Here is a 15,431-nt window from a genome sequence, read left to right as displayed (position 1 = left end):
TCAAGGGAACTTTACACAAAAATTCAAAAAAAGGCTCTATAATTTCTGTAGTGGGTAAATTCCCATCGGAGATTATGGAGTCTTTTTTGACTATAGCAAAAAAGTTCCATAGTAACTTCCATGGCATCAGCTAAATCAGCCTGACTCAACCGCTGCGACTTTCGTAGTTCCTGAATGCGTGTTTTCATTTCAATCCTTTCTAAAATAATAATTACCGTCCATATGTCAACCGAAAAATAGACAACTAGCATTTATCAAATAAACCATACACACTAATAAAGATATAATAAGAAAGACCCTGTTAGCCTTAACGGATTCACATGATAAGGCTATCAGTAAACAGGATAGCCCAGATAATAGATTGCACAGGCTAGTTTTTTTCATAACTATGTCCGTCCTTTACTTCATAGGGTGAAAAGACAACACTATTTTGCACAACTTTTATAAAGTGTTTTCTCAAGTGATAACTCGCTTGGTCATGGAGGTGGTAATTGAGCCACTGTTGTCCTGTTCTAGTTTCAGTTGACTATAATTTAGTTATTTCACTGTCCACTATAAGGGGAGCCTATCAGTTTATTTAATCTTCTTATTAAATTGTCCAAAAACTGACTATATCGATAATTTAAGAGCTTGCCTGCATTCTGACACTTTATCGTGAGATAAGGTTTTTTTTCTTGTTTTGGGAAATGGTTACGAATAAATAAGTAAGGAGGTTTTATGGTTCAAGATTTAGCAAAAGAAATTATTGCTCAGGCGGTTGAATGTGAAGCTCAGGATATTTATATTATTCCCCGCAAAGATGACTATGATGTGTTTATGCGAATTGGTGATGAAAGGAGATTTATTGGAACTTATGGCTATGATCGTATGGCTAGTCTTATTAGTCACTTTAAATTTGTGGCAGGAATGACTGTTGGCGAAAAGCGTAGAAGTCAATTGGGATCCTGTGATTATGATTTTGGTGGCGAAGGATTGGTTTCATTGCGGTTATCTACTGTTGGGGATTACCGAGGTCACGAAAGTTTAGTAATTCGCTTGCTTTATGATGGGCGTCATAATTTGCACTATTGGTTTGATGGTATGCGAGAAATCATGAAGGTAATTAACTCTAGAGGGCTTTATCTTTTTTCGGGACCTACTGGGAGTGGCAAGACAACGCTCATGTACCAACTTCTTCAAGAAAAGTTTAGCGATAAACAAATTATTTCGATTGAAGACCCTGTTGAAATTAAAGATGATAGGATTTTGCAACTACAGCTTAATGAAGATATTAACATGACTTACAACAGTTTGATTAAGTTATCTCTGAGGCATCGGCCAGATGTCCTGGTCATTGGTGAAATTCGTGATAAAGAAACGGCACGAGCTGCAATACGTGCCAGTTTGACAGGAACCATTGTCTTTGCCACCATTCATGCTAAGAGTATTTCAGGAGTTTATCATCGCTTGATTGAACTAGGTATTTCGGAGGATGAAGTAAAAAATAGTTTAGCGGGTATTTGCTACCAACGGTTGATAGGAGGAGGTGGATTGATCGATGTGGCAAAAGATAATTTCAAAGATCATGTTCCAAACCGATGGAATCAGCAGCTGGTTGAGCTTTTTAAATCAGGACATCTCTCTGAAGAACAAGTCCAAATCGAGAGTATTAGCTACCAAAAAGCAGGTTAAAATCATTCAACTTTTTAATAATCTCTTGAGCTCTGGTTTTAATCTGCCTGAAACAGTTGATTTTTTGAAACGCAGTCAATTGGTACCAGATCAACAAATTCAGATTATGCATGAAACCCTATTGAATGGTTTTGGTTTACCGATTTTGATGAAAAATCTGGGATTCTCAGAGGCAGTTGTTACCCAGTTATCTTTAGCAGAGACCCATGGTAACACCCAAAAGAGTATGACCAAAATTGAAAGCTACCTGAGACGGGTCAGTTTAATGAGGAAAAAGCTAATAGAAGTGGCCACTTATCCGATTATTTTACTGCTGTTTTTGGTCCTAATAATGCTTGGCCTTAAAAATTATCTTTTGCCCCAGATAGAAGAAGGCAATGCAGCGACGGCTCTTTTGGAACATTTTCCTCTCGTATTTTTAGTTGCAATAGTGACGTTTTTTTGTCTTAGTTTATTGGCAATTTATTTTGGTAAGAAAACAGAACCCATTAAACTCTATCGTTTTTTGAGTGGTTTTCCTTTTATCGGTTATATTATCAAGCTTTATCTGACAGCTTATTATGCGCGTGAATGGGGAAATCTTTTGGGACAAGGAGTTGAAATGACCAGCATTGTGTCGCTGATGCAGGAACAGGAATCACGACTGTTTTCAAGTATAGGTCGTGATATGCAGGCTGCTCTGTTGTCTGGTCAATCTTTTCACAAAAAGGTTTTGGACTATCCTTTTTTCTTGAAAGAATTAAGTTTGATTATTGAATATGGCGATGCCAAAGGTCATCTCGGTCAGGAGTTAGATGTCTTCTCAGAAGAGCTTTGGGAGCAATTTTTCTATCGTTTGAATAAGGCCATGCAGTTGATTCAACCTTTTATTTTTATCTTGGTTGCGCTTATGATTGTCATGATTTATGCAGCCATGCTATTACCAATGTATCAATCTATGGAGGTTATGTAAGTGAAAAATTATTTGAAACAAGTTAAAAGAAAATCAGTAAAAGCTTTCACACTGATTGAGATGAAGGATAGTAAAACTCTTTATATTTTCCATTTAATAAAGACATCCTCAGCGGTGACTTGTACTTTGTTTATAAGGCTTCTAACCATTGTCTTCTGACCCTCGTAATCCATCGAGAAAATATCCTCAGCACTAAGTATCTTTCTCATGGCGCTTTTTCTTTCTTTTTGTTTAAGTGCAGGGTCATTTTCTAGTTCAACTTCAAGAGCGGTTCTCATATTAGTAAATTTAGCAGATTTATCTTGCAGTTCCTCTAGTGTGATGCGGTCATTTATGTACAGGTCATTTAATCTGCTAAGTTTCTTGGTTAACTCGTCTATCTGTTTTTCATAGTTGTCACGATCAATGGTCTCGTTGCTGGAGGTAGAAAATAATTCATCTAAATAATCAGGGTCATTTTGTAGTTTGTTAATCTCTTTTAACACATAAACTTCAACGTCGTCTTTGTAGTAAAATCCCGAGTCACATTTTTCGTTATTATTATAGACTGTAACTCCCTTAGTTTTTCTTGGATGTCTTTGTTTACATTCGTATTTTACAAATCTGGTGCCATCTTTTTTGATCATGCCCATAATAATCGTGAGTGGCGCGTGACAATAGCCACATTGAGCAATACCCGACAACATATACTTGGCTTGGAACGGTCTAGGGTTGAACTTCTCGGCAGCTGTACGTTGCCGTATCTTGAGCTCTTCCTGCGTTTTATTATAAACCTCCTCGGCGATGATAGCTTCGTGGTTACCGGGATAGACTTGGCCTTTGTATTGATTGTAGCCGCAGTATACAGGGTTAGCCAAAATTTGTCTGATTATCCTGTAGCTCCAAGCTGGGGTTTTAGGGTATTTATCATTAATTTTGTCTCTTAGTTTAGTAATAGACATCCCCTTGAGATAAGAGCGGAATATCTCTTTGACCACAATAGCCTCTAGTTCGTTGACGGTCATTGTACCTGTCTCTTTGTGATAGTCGTAGCCATACGATGTTTTAGCCCACATCATAGACTTGCCTGATTTAGCACGACCTAACTTGCCTAATGACATGCGCTCTTTGATTTGTTCGCGTTCTAACTGGGCGAATACGGATAGCAAACCGATCATCGCCTTACCAAAAGGAGTTGAGGTATCAAAATTTTCTTGTAAGCTAAAAAAGGCTATGTCGTTTGCGATAAAGACATCCTCTATCAGATACAGTGTATCTTTTTGACTACGGCTCAGGCGATCTAATTTATAGACTAGTACCGTATCGAATTTTTTATTTTTAGCATCTTTAATGAGTTTTTCCAAGGCTGGTCGGTCTGTATTAGATCCTGAAAAACCACCGTCCGTGTAGATGTCGTAAATGTTCCAGTCTTTAATATGGCAGTAGCTGGCGAGCTTGTCTTTTTGCTCGTCAATAGAGTAGCCTTCCTCTGCCTGATTAGTGGTGCTAACTCTTACGTAAATCGCCACTTTGTTTGTTGTTATCATTGTTTTTGTACCTCTTTTCTGATAAAATGGGTACAATAAAGAGGGCTTTTTAATGCCTGTCTTTATTGTGTGATTTATCCCTACACTTAAGCTTGGCGGTGGAGAGTGTAGGGATTTTTTTGTTTGTTAGTTGGTAAATAGGCATTGTCGCACGTCAACCAAAATTGCTATTTCATTAAAACCTATTTATTGGCTATAAAAAAACTCCTGATTTCGTTACTCCCCTTATGGTGGGGGAATTACTCTCAGGAGCTGCGTTTACTTATCTTATGACTTCATTATATAAAATCATATTTTAGTTATCAACTCTTTTGAGCATTTTTTAAAATTAAAATATTCCTCCATCACTTCATCAGCGATGGTTTTTTATACTGTCATTTGTCAGTGATAATGTGGGATTTTCGTTTAAACCTTATAAACTTCTATGGATAAAATAAAACCCAGATCCTCACTCTTGTGACTGTCTTATAAATCAACTCCATTTTCTCACATCCTGATAATGTTTTTAAATTCTTCTTTGATCATTACTTCGTCAGCTATGGTTTTTAAATTATACTTTTCCATAAAATTTAAATAGTTGAAATTTTCGAGATCATCGAGTAGAGCAAGTTCCTCTTTTAAAAGGTGGTGGATCATATTGCGATTTGCTTGTAATTCACATCGTTCGCGGTTAAACTTATAATCGACTTTGGTGTGATTGACGTGACCTAGTTCGTGGTAGGTCACTTTTTTCTTTTCAATGTCGTCAAGATAGACATCGACAAAGACAACATCAAGAGGTTTATTATAGACTCCTTTAATGCCGGTATCTCTGCCATCAACGTAGATGACTTCGGTCATATGCATCAATCCTTATCTTTATTTTTATAGTAGGAATCTAGCCATGCTGTCATCATGTCAATTTCATAGCTTTCCATGTGTCGTCCATCGTAGAAAAAGCTTTCTTTTGCGAGTTCTTTGAGATCAACGTGTGAGGGTTTATCGTTTGATGTTGCAATTCGTGGATTATCTGTCCGTCCCAAGAGATAGTCTGTTGAGACGTTAAAGTAGTTTGCGATTTCAGCAATACGTTCAGAATTCGGTGTTGATTTCCTCATGTTATAGATTGTATTTCTACTATACCCAAGTTTTTCTTCAATTTTATTTAAAGATATTCCTTGTTTATCTGCAAGATATTTTATTTTTTCGTATGCCGTAAACATTGATTTGATAACCTTTCTAAGGCATTACAAAAAATATTAAATAAATTTACTACAAAAACATTGACTTATGACAATAAATTTACTACAATATAGAATGTAAAGCGAATAAATAAGCGAAACAAAAAGCAAAAAGATAAAACTAAAAAAATAAACTTTGGCGAGTTGAATTGTAGTGTTATCAAGCATTTGTTTAGGTGTTTTTACTATGCATTAATATTAATAAATTTATTGAATGATGTCAAGAAATAACACAATAATTTCACAAAAAATTTCGCTTTACTACTTTTATAGAAAGTGAGAGGAGAAAAAATGAGTCAACAACATCAAAAATGGGTCGCACTCGTTGAGCAACGACTCCAAGAAAAGCATTGGACAAAAGCTGACTTGACACAAGCGGTTGGCTTACGCAGTCAAGGAACAATTACAGATTTGTTAAAAAATGGTAAAGGAAGTGCTGACTTAAAAATCAGAGTTTCTAAGTTGCTCGGAATCCGTGAACCTTGGGAAGAATTTGAGGAAGTGAGATGAAGGATACAGACACAATAACCATCAGCAAAGCTGAATTACAAGAAATGATTGCCGAAGCGATTGCTAATAATACTCTTCCACGGAAAAAGAAAGATTTTAGAGACGTGGCAATAAGGGATAAAGAATTAGAAGAAATAAATTCTAATTTTCCGATTATCGCAGAACGGTTGAAGCGCAGTTTTGCTTCACAGCAAACGGATGAACCATCAGCAAAGGAATTGAGGACGGGCTTAAAGTCGTCTCAGGGTATTTATACACGCAGACGTTACGAAAATGGATACAGCAATTATACGCATCGAAAGTTATACACGCCAAATGTATCAGACATGATTAGACATCTTAGTTTAGCGGTCATGGGTGCTTCGATCATTAAGGATTTAGATGATGATGAATTCGAGCATTGTTTAGAAGTCTATGGTGAATTAAAGAAAGTGTTTCTTGGTCTTTATAAAAAGAGATTGGAAGCTGAAGAAAGAATATTGGAAACCAAATTAGAAAGGACTTTATGAAAGAACTAATTAACGTAACATTAAACGACAATCAGGAACCAGTGGTTTCGGGTCGTGATTTACATAAAGCATTGGAAATTAAAACAGCTTATAAGGACTGGTTCCCAAGAATGGCTGAATATGGTTTTGAAGAAGGTCAGGACTTTAGCTCATTTTTGAGCAAAAGTACAGGAGGCCGTCCTAGTCAGGACCACGTTTTGAAACTCGACATGGCTAAAGAAATCGCCATGCTTCAACGTAATGATAAATCAAAACAAGTCCGCAAGTACTTTATCCAAGTTGAGAAGGATTTCAACAGCCCTGAAAAAATCATGGCGAGAGCCTTGTTAATGGCTGATAAGAAAGTTCATAAGCTAGAAGCGCAAATCGAAGCGGACAAGCCAAAGGTTATCTTTGCAGACGCTGTAAGCGCTAGTCACACCTCTATCTTAGTAGGTGATCTAGCTAAGTTAATCAGCCAAAACGGCTATAAAATCGGCGCAAATCGCTTGTTTGCGTGGTTGAGAGAAAAAGGTTACTTGATCAAGAAGCGCGGTTCTAGTTGGAACATGCCAACACAAAAGAGCATGGAGTTGGGGTTATTTGAAATCAAAGAAACCAATATCCAGCATGCCGATGGTCATATCAGCATTAACAAGACTTCAAAAGTTACTGGCAAAGGTCAGCAATACTTTATCAACAAGTTTTTGGATGATGTGGCATAGAAAGGACACTATGCAAGAAGCAGAAGTAAAATACGAAATAAGCGCAAAAGATGCTAATGAAGCAATTGATATAAAAAATAAAATCCTTGCCAATACAATCGACAAGGAAAAAATTAGTTTAAAAATTTATGTAGGTAATGGATTTTAACGTAAATCTCGTAGCAAAGCCATGGTTGATTGTCTGATAGCAGTAGAAATTTCTTTATTTTTATTGGACTCGTTGACAGTATAAAGGAAATCTTCTGTCATTCTTGGATTTAGTTTGAATGTATCTTTGTAAATTTTCCCATGTTGGTCAGTGTATTCAATATTTACCGAGGCATTACCTTTATATGATTTTTCCATCGAAGAGGTTAGTTTTTGCCCTGGTGCAAGCATATTACCTACAAGGGATTGGAATTTGTACCTGTTATTATACTCATCTAATTCGCCTATGATTTCAATTTTAGTGATATAAGCTGGCGATTGACCAAAGTTCTTGATGACAAATAGGCGTTGCCGGTCTTTGACAGATACTGCATCAACATAGAAATTGACATAAGGCTTAGCCATATCTTCGGTAGCTTTCTTTGTCTGCCAGAGGGAAATGGCATTGAAAATGAACCCTAAAATGGCAATTACCACAGTTGCGTATAAAGTCCACATTTGGACGTCAATTTCAGTGATTTTCATAAAATTACCTCGTTTTATTTACTATTATACCAAACTAGAAAGGACACCATGAAACCAAAACGATACCCGAACAGGAGGAAAATATGTGGGAGAAAATTGAACAACTATTGGCTGAAAAAAATATGACGATGTATCGCTTGAGTAAAGAGGCTGGTTTGAATCAGAATAGTTTGATTGATTTAAAAACTGGTCGTAAAAAAAACACTTAGATTTGATGATGTTGTTAAGATAGCTGATGTACTAGACATCAGTTTAGACGACTTTAGATAACCAACGTTCTCCCCGATAGCCTCGGCGCTATCAAGCAATCTCCTTATGAAGCGTTCTCCAATACATTTTTTACAAAAGTCTTGGTAGCGTCACGGGTGTCGGGGAAAAAAAGAAAAGGAAACTAAAATGACTAAAAAATATGAATTATTGGCAGAAGACACAATCGAAGTGTTTGGCAGGAAACTATTTAGAATCAAAGCATTTATCAGTTTTGGGACTGTAGACGAAGGCGATCTTGGTGGTTACGTAGAAAAAGGAGCTAATCTGTCTCAATACGGCAACGCATGGGTATACGGCGACGCAAGGGTATACGGCAACGCAGAGGTATACGGCGACGCAGAGGTATACGGCGACGCAAGGGTATACGGCGACGCAAGGGTATACGGCAACGCAGAGGTATACGGTGACGCAAGGGTATACGGCAACGCAGAGGTATACAGCAACGCAGAGGTATACGGTGACGCAAGGGTATACGGCAACGCAGAGGTATACAGCAACGCAGAGGTATTCGGCAACGCAAGGGTATACAGCGACGCAAGGGTATACGGCAACGCAGAGGTATACGGCGACGCAGAGGTATACGGCGACGCAAGGGTATACGGCAACGCAGAGGTATACAGCGACGCAAGGGTATACGGCAACGCAGAGGTATACGGCGACGCAAGGGTTAAGTCATCAAAAGATTACATTGTTTTTAAAAACACATGGTCTAGCTTTAGATGGTTTACCTATACAAAATCTAACCAAATGTGGCGCGTTGGTTGTTTTTACGGGACAGGTCAGGAGCTGATTAAAAAGGCGTACAAAGACAGTGAGTTGTCTGGAAAATGCTACGAAGCGTATGTCAATCTCGTTTCGGAGTTAGAAAAAATCGAAAACTAACGCGGAGTAGAAAAAAAGTCCGATTGCAGTCGGACTCAAAATTAAACATACAAGAGGATTATAACATGAAAAAAGAAAAAAAGAAATGGACACCAAGGATAACGAACCTGCGCAAGGTCATCGTAAACGGCGAAGAGCAATGGATTGAATTTGATCCTGCTAATTATGTTATACCGGCAGGTCACGCTTACTACGACGTGCTAAAAGGTATCAACGAAAAAGGAGCATAGCAATGAGAATTTTTGAAAAACTATTTAAACAAACACGAGAACAGTCGACGCCGGAATATGTATGGGAGCCATGGGAAGTCAAAGCGCAACGGTTTGACAAAGCTAAAAAAGAATTTGAAAAGGGGTTGAATCTAAGTGGATATGATACAAGATTTACTCTCGGAGAATAATTTTCTACGCAACGAAAACCAACGCTTAAATCGTGAGTTCGATGAACTATACGAAAAAGCAGAACGATATGACCTGCTTATCAAGTGGGGATTGGTAACTAAACACACACAAGATAAGTTAGATCAAGCGGTGATCCGAAATGCAAGGGAGATAGGGGGATAGATGGGAAAACTTAAAGAAAACAAGCGATACTTTTGGATTCAATTAACACAAGATTTTTTTAAATCAAAAGAAATGAAGCTACTTCGTAAAATGCCGGGCGGTGACACTTACACAATTATTTATCAAAAAATGTTACTGGTTAGCTTAGAAGACGGAGGAAAAATCTACTACGACGATTTAGCTGACGATTTAGCAGAAGAAGTCTCTTTATTAATTGATGAAGACATTGAAGCGGTTAGGATGACTTTACTCTTCCTAGAAAATAAGGGTCTGCTAAAAAGAAATTCCGAGAGAGAGTATTTTTTTGAGCAAGTTCCAGAGATGGTTGGTAGCGAAACAGCTAGTACAAGGCGTTCTCGCAAGCATAGGGAACAAAAGGCGTTGCAATGCAACACTAATGCAACATCAGGCAACGGAGATATAGATATAGAGAAAGATATAAAGATAGATATAAAGACAGAAGTAGATATAGAGGGTTCTGCTTCTGCTGAAAAATCGAATGTTTTTGACTACTATCAACAACGCATAGGGGTGTTAGATGGATATCAAGTTGAAAGGCTGGAAGGGTATATGAATATTGATGGTTTAGAACCCGACCTAGTCAAGCGAGCTATCGACCGTGCAGCAGATAATAGTAAGCGAAATTTTGGCTATATCAACTCTATCTTAAAATCTTGGGCACAAAATGGCATTAAAACCGTTGTGCAACAGGATGAAGAGCAACGGAACTTTGAAGCTAAAAAGCAAACAGGTATGACAGATAAAGAGAGAGAAGATCTTAAACAACCTGATGAGTTTTATGGATTTTAGGAAATTTTAATGAGTGAGCATTTTAAAAAATTAGGAAGCGCCATGACTTTTAAAGGCATGATTAGCTCAGGGTTATTAGTTGATACTGGGAAAGTCTGCGACAAGCATAATGCACCAATTTACTTACGGACAAAGCCCGAAGAAAAGCAAGCTGAATTGTGTTGGGCTTGTGCTCAAGAGGGTATCGACAAAAAGAAGCAAAGTGTTGACATTGCTTATCAAAATCAATCGATGTTGGCCAGAGGTTATCAAGTGTTTTACAACGAGAGCATCTTATCCAAAGAAGTTGCGGTTGCTAGTTTTGCTAATTTTGAAGTCAAAAACGATTTAGATCAAAAGGCGTTAAATTACGGCAAAAGATTGGTTAGAGACTATATCAAAGGCATGCAAGGCAACGCTATTTTAAAAGGACCCACTGGTGTTGGTAAGAGTCACTTATCGATAGCAATTGCTAAACAACTAAACGAGACGTTTAAATCATATAACCAATCAAAATCAGTTGTGTTTATTTCCGTAGCCCAACTAATGCACTTGCTAAAAGCTAGTTTTGATAAAAAAGATAGCAAGTACAACCAAGAACGGATGACTAAGATACTAACCGAATGTGACTATTTGATTTTGGATGACTTGGGAAAAGAGTCAACGACGGGTAACAGCGTACGGTCGACTGGTGATTGGAAGTATAGTTTTTTGTTTAACATTTTGGATAACAGAGAGATAACAATCATCAACACCAATTTCTCGGTAAAGGAATTGCAAAAAATATACGATCAAGCGTTTGTCTCACGACTAACCAAAGGGGCGAAAAACAATATCTTTAGTTACCCAGACAATGCAAAGGATAAAAGATTTTAAATGACTAAATTAGAGATTTTGGAAGCTCTTGAACAAGAACACGGTCAGTTTTGGAGCGATGACAAACGTCAACGAGTGCTAGAGCAGCCAACAAATAGCTTTTTGAAAATACTTGCGGAGTGGCAAGATTGGTACGTGATTGGAGGAAAGGTTGAAATATGACAAGAATATATTACTGCCGTGAATGCGGCTATCACTTTGAAAGCGACGAGCGGGAAGAAGTTTGCTGGGAATGCTGCAGCGAGTATTTAATGCACGAGGTAAACTACAGCGACGGCTATCTTTTCTGAGGTAGCTTATGAACAAAGAACACTATGATGATAACAAATTTTGGAGAGAGAAATATCATGGCATGTTGCTGGAATTTGGCGACATTATCAACAAACAACAAGACATTATCGCAGCACTAAAAGCGGAAAATGAACGCTATAAGCGTGAGAATTGGAATTTAAAAAATACAAAAAGGGGAAGAAGATGACTAATGAATTGACACAAACAAAAGGCAGTTACCTAACGGATTTGCAACAACTTGACGGTAATACGTTACGAAGCTTTGTTGATCCAAAACATCAAGCTAGCCCGCAAGAGCTACAAACCTTGCTTGCCATTGTTAAAAACAGAAACTTAAACCCATTTACCAAAGAAGTGCACTTTATCAAATACGGAAACAATCCCGCTCAAATTGTTGTGAGCAAAGGCGCTTTTATGAAACGAGCCGAGCAAAACCCGAACTATGACGGCCTTAAAAGTGGAGTAATCTACGAAGACGAAAACGGCGAGTTGCAAAATAAAAAAGGCATCATCCTACCTAAAGGAGCTACGCTAATAGGTGGTTGGTGTGAAGTCTACCGGAAAGATAGAAGCCGTCCAGTCTATCGTGAGGTAGAATTATCTGCTTACACGACTGGCAAGAATTGGTGGCAGAAAGCTCCTGGTCAAATGATTGAAAAGGTTGCTGTCGTTGCAGCAGTCAGAGATAGTTTTTCAGAAGATGTTGGAGACCTATATACGACAGATGAAATGGAACAAGCATCACCAATCGATGTAACTCCACAAGAAACCCAAGAAGAAGTAAAAGCACGTAAGATAGCGCAGATTGAGCAACAAAAGCAAGAAATGCAGGCACAAGCAGAAGAACAGACGGATTTGTTTAGCCAAGCTGATATTCCAGATGAAGATATGCCGTTTACCGTGGAGGGATAAGATATGACAGTAAAAGAAGCAGAAAAACCTAATTATTTAGATAACATCGAAATCAATTACAGTCCTGCGACAGTTGAATTCAACGATTTTGAATCCTTTGAAAAAGGGATTGAGATTGCAGTTGCTCAATATAGTGCTTTTGACCTGGAAGTCAATACAATTGAGGAAGTTAAACAAGCACGAACTGAACTTAATGCTCTTAGTAAAAAGCTTGAAGATAAGCGTAAAGAAATTAAACAAGGGATTAATAATCCTTATACAGAGTTCGAAAAACAATACAAAGGTCCTTATTCAAAATTAACAGGATTAATTTCGGAATTAAAAAAACAGATTGATGATTACGAAGAAAATCAAAAGGCCCTTAGAAAAGATAAAGTGCGAGCTTACTTCCACGAGAAAGCAGAAGAGGCCGATTTGAATAAACAGGTCTTTGACCAGTATTTAGACGACTTCCTAAAAGCAAGCGACTTTACATCAACATTCAATTTTAAAAAAGCAACTCAAGAGAAGCTAGACAACATTATTATCCAAGAAATCGACAAACAGAATCAACGAGATGCAGACATGGTAGTTATCACAGACTTGTGCGCCAAAAACAATCTTGGTCCAGCAAGTTATATCCGTCAATACGATAACGGGGCGACACTTGCAGAAATTCTCGGTCTTATCAATCGTGATGTTGAAGAAATTGAGCGACAAAAGCAAGAATTAGAAACTAGACGATTAGCTGAGGAACAAGCCCAAACTCAACTCCAAAAAGAAATCCAAAAACAAGCAGTTGCTAACGCCAAAGAAAATATTGTCGCTGTTGACCAAGAAACAGGGGAAATCATAGAAACCCCAGTTAAGGTTACTAAGTACAAAACGACTATCGAATTTATATTTGATATGGATCAAGCTAAAGAATTTAAAAAATTCCTCGATGATAAAGAAATTAAATTTACGACAATTAAAGGGATGGAAAAAGTAAACGATTTTTTTAAATAAATAACCAACTTCCAAAAGATTGTCACGGCTTTTGGATAAGAATTATCGTGACAAGAAAGGAGAAATCCTTCTTACGCAGTTACTGATCGTGGGATTGGTCGGACAACGTAAGAATTTCGCAAGTCCCGTCTTAGCCATATTCTCACACAATAAAAGGCGGGCTTGATTTTAATTATGAATTTGCAATGGATTGATTGGGTAGAACGAGAGCCCAGAACAATAACAGAAATACAAGAAAAAATAAAAAATGACGGATACACTTATCCGCACTACGATAAAACAAGAAACAGAGTGAAGTTTGAAATTAGTGAAATGGATATTGCACGAGATTGCGATAGGTTGAATATACCTATTACAGATGTCTATCCACTGCAAACAAAACTGTTTGACTAAGGAGATAACAAAGAGAGATCACTGTTAGAAGTACTTATGGAGCAAAAGAGTTGAAGAAAGAGATTACTGAAATCCAAACTCTATTGGAATTTTTAGAGGAGAACACTAAAGAAATTTTCAATCAACTTGGTTTTAGAGGGGTTCTTGGATGACCAAGCTTACAATACCAATCGAACCAAAACCACAATCACGACCACGTTTTAGCAAGTGGGGGACATATGAGGATCCCAAAATGAAAGCGTGGCGAGAGAAGTGTAGCAACTTGCTAGCAGAGGAGCTGCTGCTATATCCAGTAGATGATAAAAAAGCCTATAAGATGGATATTGTCTTTTATATCGAACCGCCGAAATATATTGCCAAAGTCAAAAAAAATCAACCACTGCTCGAAAATGAGACTATGCCAGTATCTAAAAAGCCTGACACGGACAATTACATAAAGGCGCTGCTTGATAGTTGGTCGGGGTTTATTTTTAAGGATGATGGGCAGGTATCTGATATCAGTGCTCGAAAAAGATATAGCTACAATCCCAGAATTGAGGTAGAAATAGAGGAAATGGGGCAAAAAAATGACAACAATGCGCATTAAACAAGATTTTGGGTTACCTCCTAAAATTGCTAAGATCCGAGGTAAAAAACCAATGCCCAAAAAAGTTATCGGTCAAGTTTTGTTTGAAAATGTCAACGACTACATCTCAATTGTAGATGGTAGGCGTGTGATGTTTGATAAGCTGACTAACCTTGAGGTTAATACTAAAAATTGGCCACAAATCGCAAGCGAGAGAGGGATTGTATGAAAGTATACCACGGAAACGATGAATCTCGCTCATTGATTGGCGAGTGTCAAACGCGAGAAGAAGCTTTTGCCCTCGTTGAAAAAGACGTTGAGTGGGCACCGCATCATTATCGGTTTTGGAATATAAACGACGAGCTTGTCATCGACTATGGCAGTTATCGCTATTATTACTATATTGATTTTGAAGGGAGTAAGAAATGAGGTTAGGGATTTCTTCCGCAGAAGTAAGACTTATGACAGAATTTTTGAATCATCAAATCCAGTCTGAAGAAAACGCTAATTTAAAAGCCGGATATATCCAAGGGGTCAACGACTTGGGCAAATTGATTTCAGCAAGAATTTTGGAAAACCTAGAATTTTATACGTTTGGGGTGGATGATGATTAAGAAAGTAAAAATAACAATGGCAGATGACCTGGAAGCAGGATTTGAAATATACGATTTGCCTGATGAGTTCGAAAATGAACTTTTATATCGTTATGAAAACAATCAACTGCTAGGGGTTGAGGTTAGTGAACATAAATTTATCTATATTAATTTAAAACATGCAAAATTTATTGAGATTGAGAGAGGTGCTGATGATAAGGAGCTAGAAAATGAAACGTAAACCATTTAATTTAAATCCTCTAATTCAAGCCATATTAATCGTCTGTACGATTTTAAGCTTATGGGTGGCACTATCTACCACAAGAGCAAACGAAGAGCTTAGAGAGGAAAATAAACGCCTTTCCGAACGTGTAGCAAAATTGCCTGAAGCATTTGGAGGTGTTGGGTACATCAGCGCCATTAGCCGAGATGAGTTGTATATCGAGGTGGTTGGTTATGGCAGATTTTTGATCACTCCTGATGAGAGTCAGTTTTTACAGGTTGGTGATAAGGCGCCTACGTATATTTTGGAGAGGGGACAATAAT

General features: G+C 37.7%; 26 protein-coding genes and 1 pseudogene. 23 read left to right on the top strand and 4 right to left on the bottom strand.

The window, feature by feature from the left end:
* The first annotated feature begins 717 nt into the window (after positions 1-717).
* Positions 718-1,671 (top strand): competence type IV pilus ATPase ComGA, encoded by a 954-nt coding sequence (comGA, locus tag ABP870_RS06280; protein ID WP_350014593.1) that lies wholly within the window; start codon positions 718-720, stop codon positions 1,669-1,671.
* A complete protein-coding gene (comGB, locus tag ABP870_RS06275) occupies positions 1,565-2,623 on the top strand; it encodes a competence type IV pilus assembly protein ComGB (protein ID WP_350014618.1) in 1,059 nt (352 codons plus the stop codon). Before comGA ends, comGB begins: the two co-directional genes overlap by 107 nt.
* Positions 2,624-2,703: 80 nt before the next feature.
* On the opposite strand, the gene ABP870_RS06270 is transcribed toward comGB, so the two are convergent.
* The 3 genes from ABP870_RS06270 to ABP870_RS06260 form a co-directional block, all read right to left on the bottom strand.
* Positions 2,704-4,149 carry a recombinase family protein gene (locus tag ABP870_RS06270; RefSeq protein WP_350014592.1) on the bottom strand — a complete coding sequence of 482 codons (1,446 nt, stop codon included), beginning with the start codon at positions 4,147-4,149 and terminating at the stop codon, positions 2,704-2,706.
* Positions 4,150-4,635: 486 nt separating this feature from the next.
* Positions 4,636-4,989, bottom strand: coding sequence for an ImmA/IrrE family metallo-endopeptidase (locus ABP870_RS06265; protein WP_350014591.1), 354 nt, complete (start codon positions 4,987-4,989; stop codon positions 4,636-4,638).
* 5 nt (positions 4,990-4,994) lie between these two features.
* On the bottom strand, positions 4,995-5,351 hold the full coding sequence (locus tag ABP870_RS06260; RefSeq protein WP_070043648.1) for a helix-turn-helix domain-containing protein: 357 nt from the start codon (positions 5,349-5,351) through the stop codon (positions 4,995-4,997).
* A 309-nt stretch (positions 5,352-5,660) separates the two neighbouring features.
* Between ABP870_RS06260 and ABP870_RS06255 the strand changes: the two genes are divergently transcribed.
* The 4 genes from ABP870_RS06255 to ABP870_RS06240 are packed head-to-tail and all read left to right on the top strand — an operon-like array spanning position 5,661 to position 7,240.
* Entirely contained in the window at positions 5,661-5,879 is a 219-nt protein-coding gene (locus ABP870_RS06255; RefSeq protein ID WP_350014590.1) for a transcriptional regulator, read from the top strand.
* Positions 5,876-6,388: a hypothetical protein gene (locus ABP870_RS06250; RefSeq protein ID WP_350014589.1), complete on the top strand. Its 513-nt coding sequence runs from the start codon at positions 5,876-5,878 to the stop codon at positions 6,386-6,388. Before ABP870_RS06255 ends, ABP870_RS06250 begins: the two co-directional genes overlap by 4 nt.
* On the top strand, positions 6,385-7,092 hold the full coding sequence (locus ABP870_RS06245) for a phage antirepressor KilAC domain-containing protein (protein WP_350014588.1): 708 nt from the start codon (positions 6,385-6,387) through the stop codon (positions 7,090-7,092). Before ABP870_RS06250 ends, ABP870_RS06245 begins: the two co-directional genes overlap by 4 nt.
* A gap of 10 nt (positions 7,093-7,102) precedes the next feature.
* The gene (locus tag ABP870_RS06240) at positions 7,103-7,240 is read left to right on the top strand and encodes a hypothetical protein (RefSeq protein WP_350014587.1); all 138 of its coding nucleotides are present in this window, start codon (positions 7,103-7,105) and stop codon (positions 7,238-7,240) included.
* Here ABP870_RS06240 and ABP870_RS06235 read toward each other — a convergent pair.
* Positions 7,237-7,764: a hypothetical protein gene (locus ABP870_RS06235; RefSeq protein ID WP_350014586.1), complete on the bottom strand. Its 528-nt coding sequence runs from the start codon at positions 7,762-7,764 to the stop codon at positions 7,237-7,239. The genes ABP870_RS06240 and ABP870_RS06235 overlap by 4 nt on opposite strands.
* Before the next feature lie 83 nt (positions 7,765-7,847).
* Between ABP870_RS06235 and ABP870_RS06230 the strand changes: the two are divergent.
* The 17 genes and pseudogenes from ABP870_RS06230 to ABP870_RS06150 all read left to right on the top strand — a co-directional run bounded on the left by ABP870_RS06230 (position 7,848) and on the right by ABP870_RS06150 (position 15,430).
* Positions 7,848-8,034, top strand: a pseudogene (locus ABP870_RS06230) (helix-turn-helix domain-containing protein).
* A 126-nt stretch (positions 8,035-8,160) separates the two neighbouring features.
* The gene (locus ABP870_RS06225) at positions 8,161-8,916 is read left to right on the top strand and encodes a polymer-forming cytoskeletal protein (RefSeq protein WP_350014585.1); all 756 of its coding nucleotides are present in this window, start codon (positions 8,161-8,163) and stop codon (positions 8,914-8,916) included.
* A gap of 65 nt (positions 8,917-8,981) precedes the next feature.
* Positions 8,982-9,146 (top strand): BOW99_gp33 family protein, encoded by a 165-nt coding sequence (locus ABP870_RS06220; RefSeq protein ID WP_350014584.1) that lies wholly within the window; start codon positions 8,982-8,984, stop codon positions 9,144-9,146.
* Between the two features lie 2 nt (positions 9,147-9,148).
* The gene (locus ABP870_RS06215; protein WP_350014583.1) at positions 9,149-9,316 is read left to right on the top strand and encodes a hypothetical protein; all 168 of its coding nucleotides are present in this window, start codon (positions 9,149-9,151) and stop codon (positions 9,314-9,316) included.
* Complete coding sequence (locus ABP870_RS06210) at positions 9,282-9,479, top strand: hypothetical protein (protein ID WP_350014582.1); 198 nt, start codon at positions 9,282-9,284, stop codon at positions 9,477-9,479. Before ABP870_RS06215 ends, ABP870_RS06210 begins: the two co-directional genes overlap by 35 nt.
* Positions 9,480-10,289, top strand: coding sequence for a phage replisome organizer N-terminal domain-containing protein (locus ABP870_RS06205; protein ID WP_350014581.1), 810 nt, complete (start codon positions 9,480-9,482; stop codon positions 10,287-10,289).
* 9 nt (positions 10,290-10,298) lie between these two features.
* The gene (locus tag ABP870_RS06200; RefSeq protein ID WP_350014580.1) at positions 10,299-11,144 is read left to right on the top strand and encodes an ATP-binding protein; all 846 of its coding nucleotides are present in this window, start codon (positions 10,299-10,301) and stop codon (positions 11,142-11,144) included.
* On the top strand, positions 11,145-11,306 hold the full coding sequence (locus ABP870_RS06195) for a hypothetical protein (RefSeq protein ID WP_350014579.1): 162 nt from the start codon (positions 11,145-11,147) through the stop codon (positions 11,304-11,306).
* A gap of 136 nt (positions 11,307-11,442) precedes the next feature.
* Positions 11,443-11,622, top strand: coding sequence for a hypothetical protein (locus ABP870_RS06190; RefSeq protein WP_350014578.1), 180 nt, complete (start codon positions 11,443-11,445; stop codon positions 11,620-11,622).
* Complete coding sequence (gene bet, locus ABP870_RS06185; RefSeq protein WP_350014577.1) at positions 11,619-12,347, top strand: phage recombination protein Bet; 729 nt, start codon at positions 11,619-11,621, stop codon at positions 12,345-12,347. The genes ABP870_RS06190 and bet overlap by 4 nt, the downstream gene beginning before the upstream one ends.
* Before the next feature lie 3 nt (positions 12,348-12,350).
* Positions 12,351-13,334: a DUF1351 domain-containing protein gene (locus ABP870_RS06180; RefSeq protein WP_350014576.1), complete on the top strand. Its 984-nt coding sequence runs from the start codon at positions 12,351-12,353 to the stop codon at positions 13,332-13,334.
* A 541-nt stretch (positions 13,335-13,875) separates the two neighbouring features.
* Positions 13,876-14,313 (top strand): RusA family crossover junction endodeoxyribonuclease, encoded by a 438-nt coding sequence (locus tag ABP870_RS06175; RefSeq protein ID WP_350014575.1) that lies wholly within the window; start codon positions 13,876-13,878, stop codon positions 14,311-14,313.
* Positions 14,294-14,521: a hypothetical protein gene (locus ABP870_RS06170; protein ID WP_350014574.1), complete on the top strand. Its 228-nt coding sequence runs from the start codon at positions 14,294-14,296 to the stop codon at positions 14,519-14,521. The genes ABP870_RS06175 and ABP870_RS06170 overlap by 20 nt, the downstream gene beginning before the upstream one ends.
* On the top strand, positions 14,518-14,721 hold the full coding sequence (locus ABP870_RS06165; RefSeq protein WP_350014573.1) for a hypothetical protein: 204 nt from the start codon (positions 14,518-14,520) through the stop codon (positions 14,719-14,721). Before ABP870_RS06170 ends, ABP870_RS06165 begins: the two co-directional genes overlap by 4 nt.
* Before the next feature lie 32 nt (positions 14,722-14,753).
* The gene (locus ABP870_RS06160) at positions 14,754-14,906 is read left to right on the top strand and encodes a hypothetical protein (RefSeq protein ID WP_350014572.1); all 153 of its coding nucleotides are present in this window, start codon (positions 14,754-14,756) and stop codon (positions 14,904-14,906) included.
* Positions 14,899-15,126 carry a hypothetical protein gene (locus tag ABP870_RS06155; RefSeq protein WP_350014571.1) on the top strand — a complete coding sequence of 76 codons (228 nt, stop codon included), beginning with the start codon at positions 14,899-14,901 and terminating at the stop codon, positions 15,124-15,126. The genes ABP870_RS06160 and ABP870_RS06155 overlap by 8 nt, the downstream gene beginning before the upstream one ends.
* Positions 15,116-15,430: a hypothetical protein gene (locus ABP870_RS06150; RefSeq protein ID WP_350014570.1), complete on the top strand. Its 315-nt coding sequence runs from the start codon at positions 15,116-15,118 to the stop codon at positions 15,428-15,430. Before ABP870_RS06155 ends, ABP870_RS06150 begins: the two co-directional genes overlap by 11 nt.
* The last annotated feature ends 1 nt before the right edge of the window (position 15,431 follow it).

The sequence above is a fragment of the Streptococcus jiangjianxini genome (assembly GCF_040225085.1).
Lineage (GTDB): Bacteria > Bacillota > Bacilli > Lactobacillales > Streptococcaceae > Streptococcus > Streptococcus jiangjianxini.
Note: the sequence above shows the minus strand (reverse complement) of the source record. Positions and strands in the feature narration are given on the sequence as shown.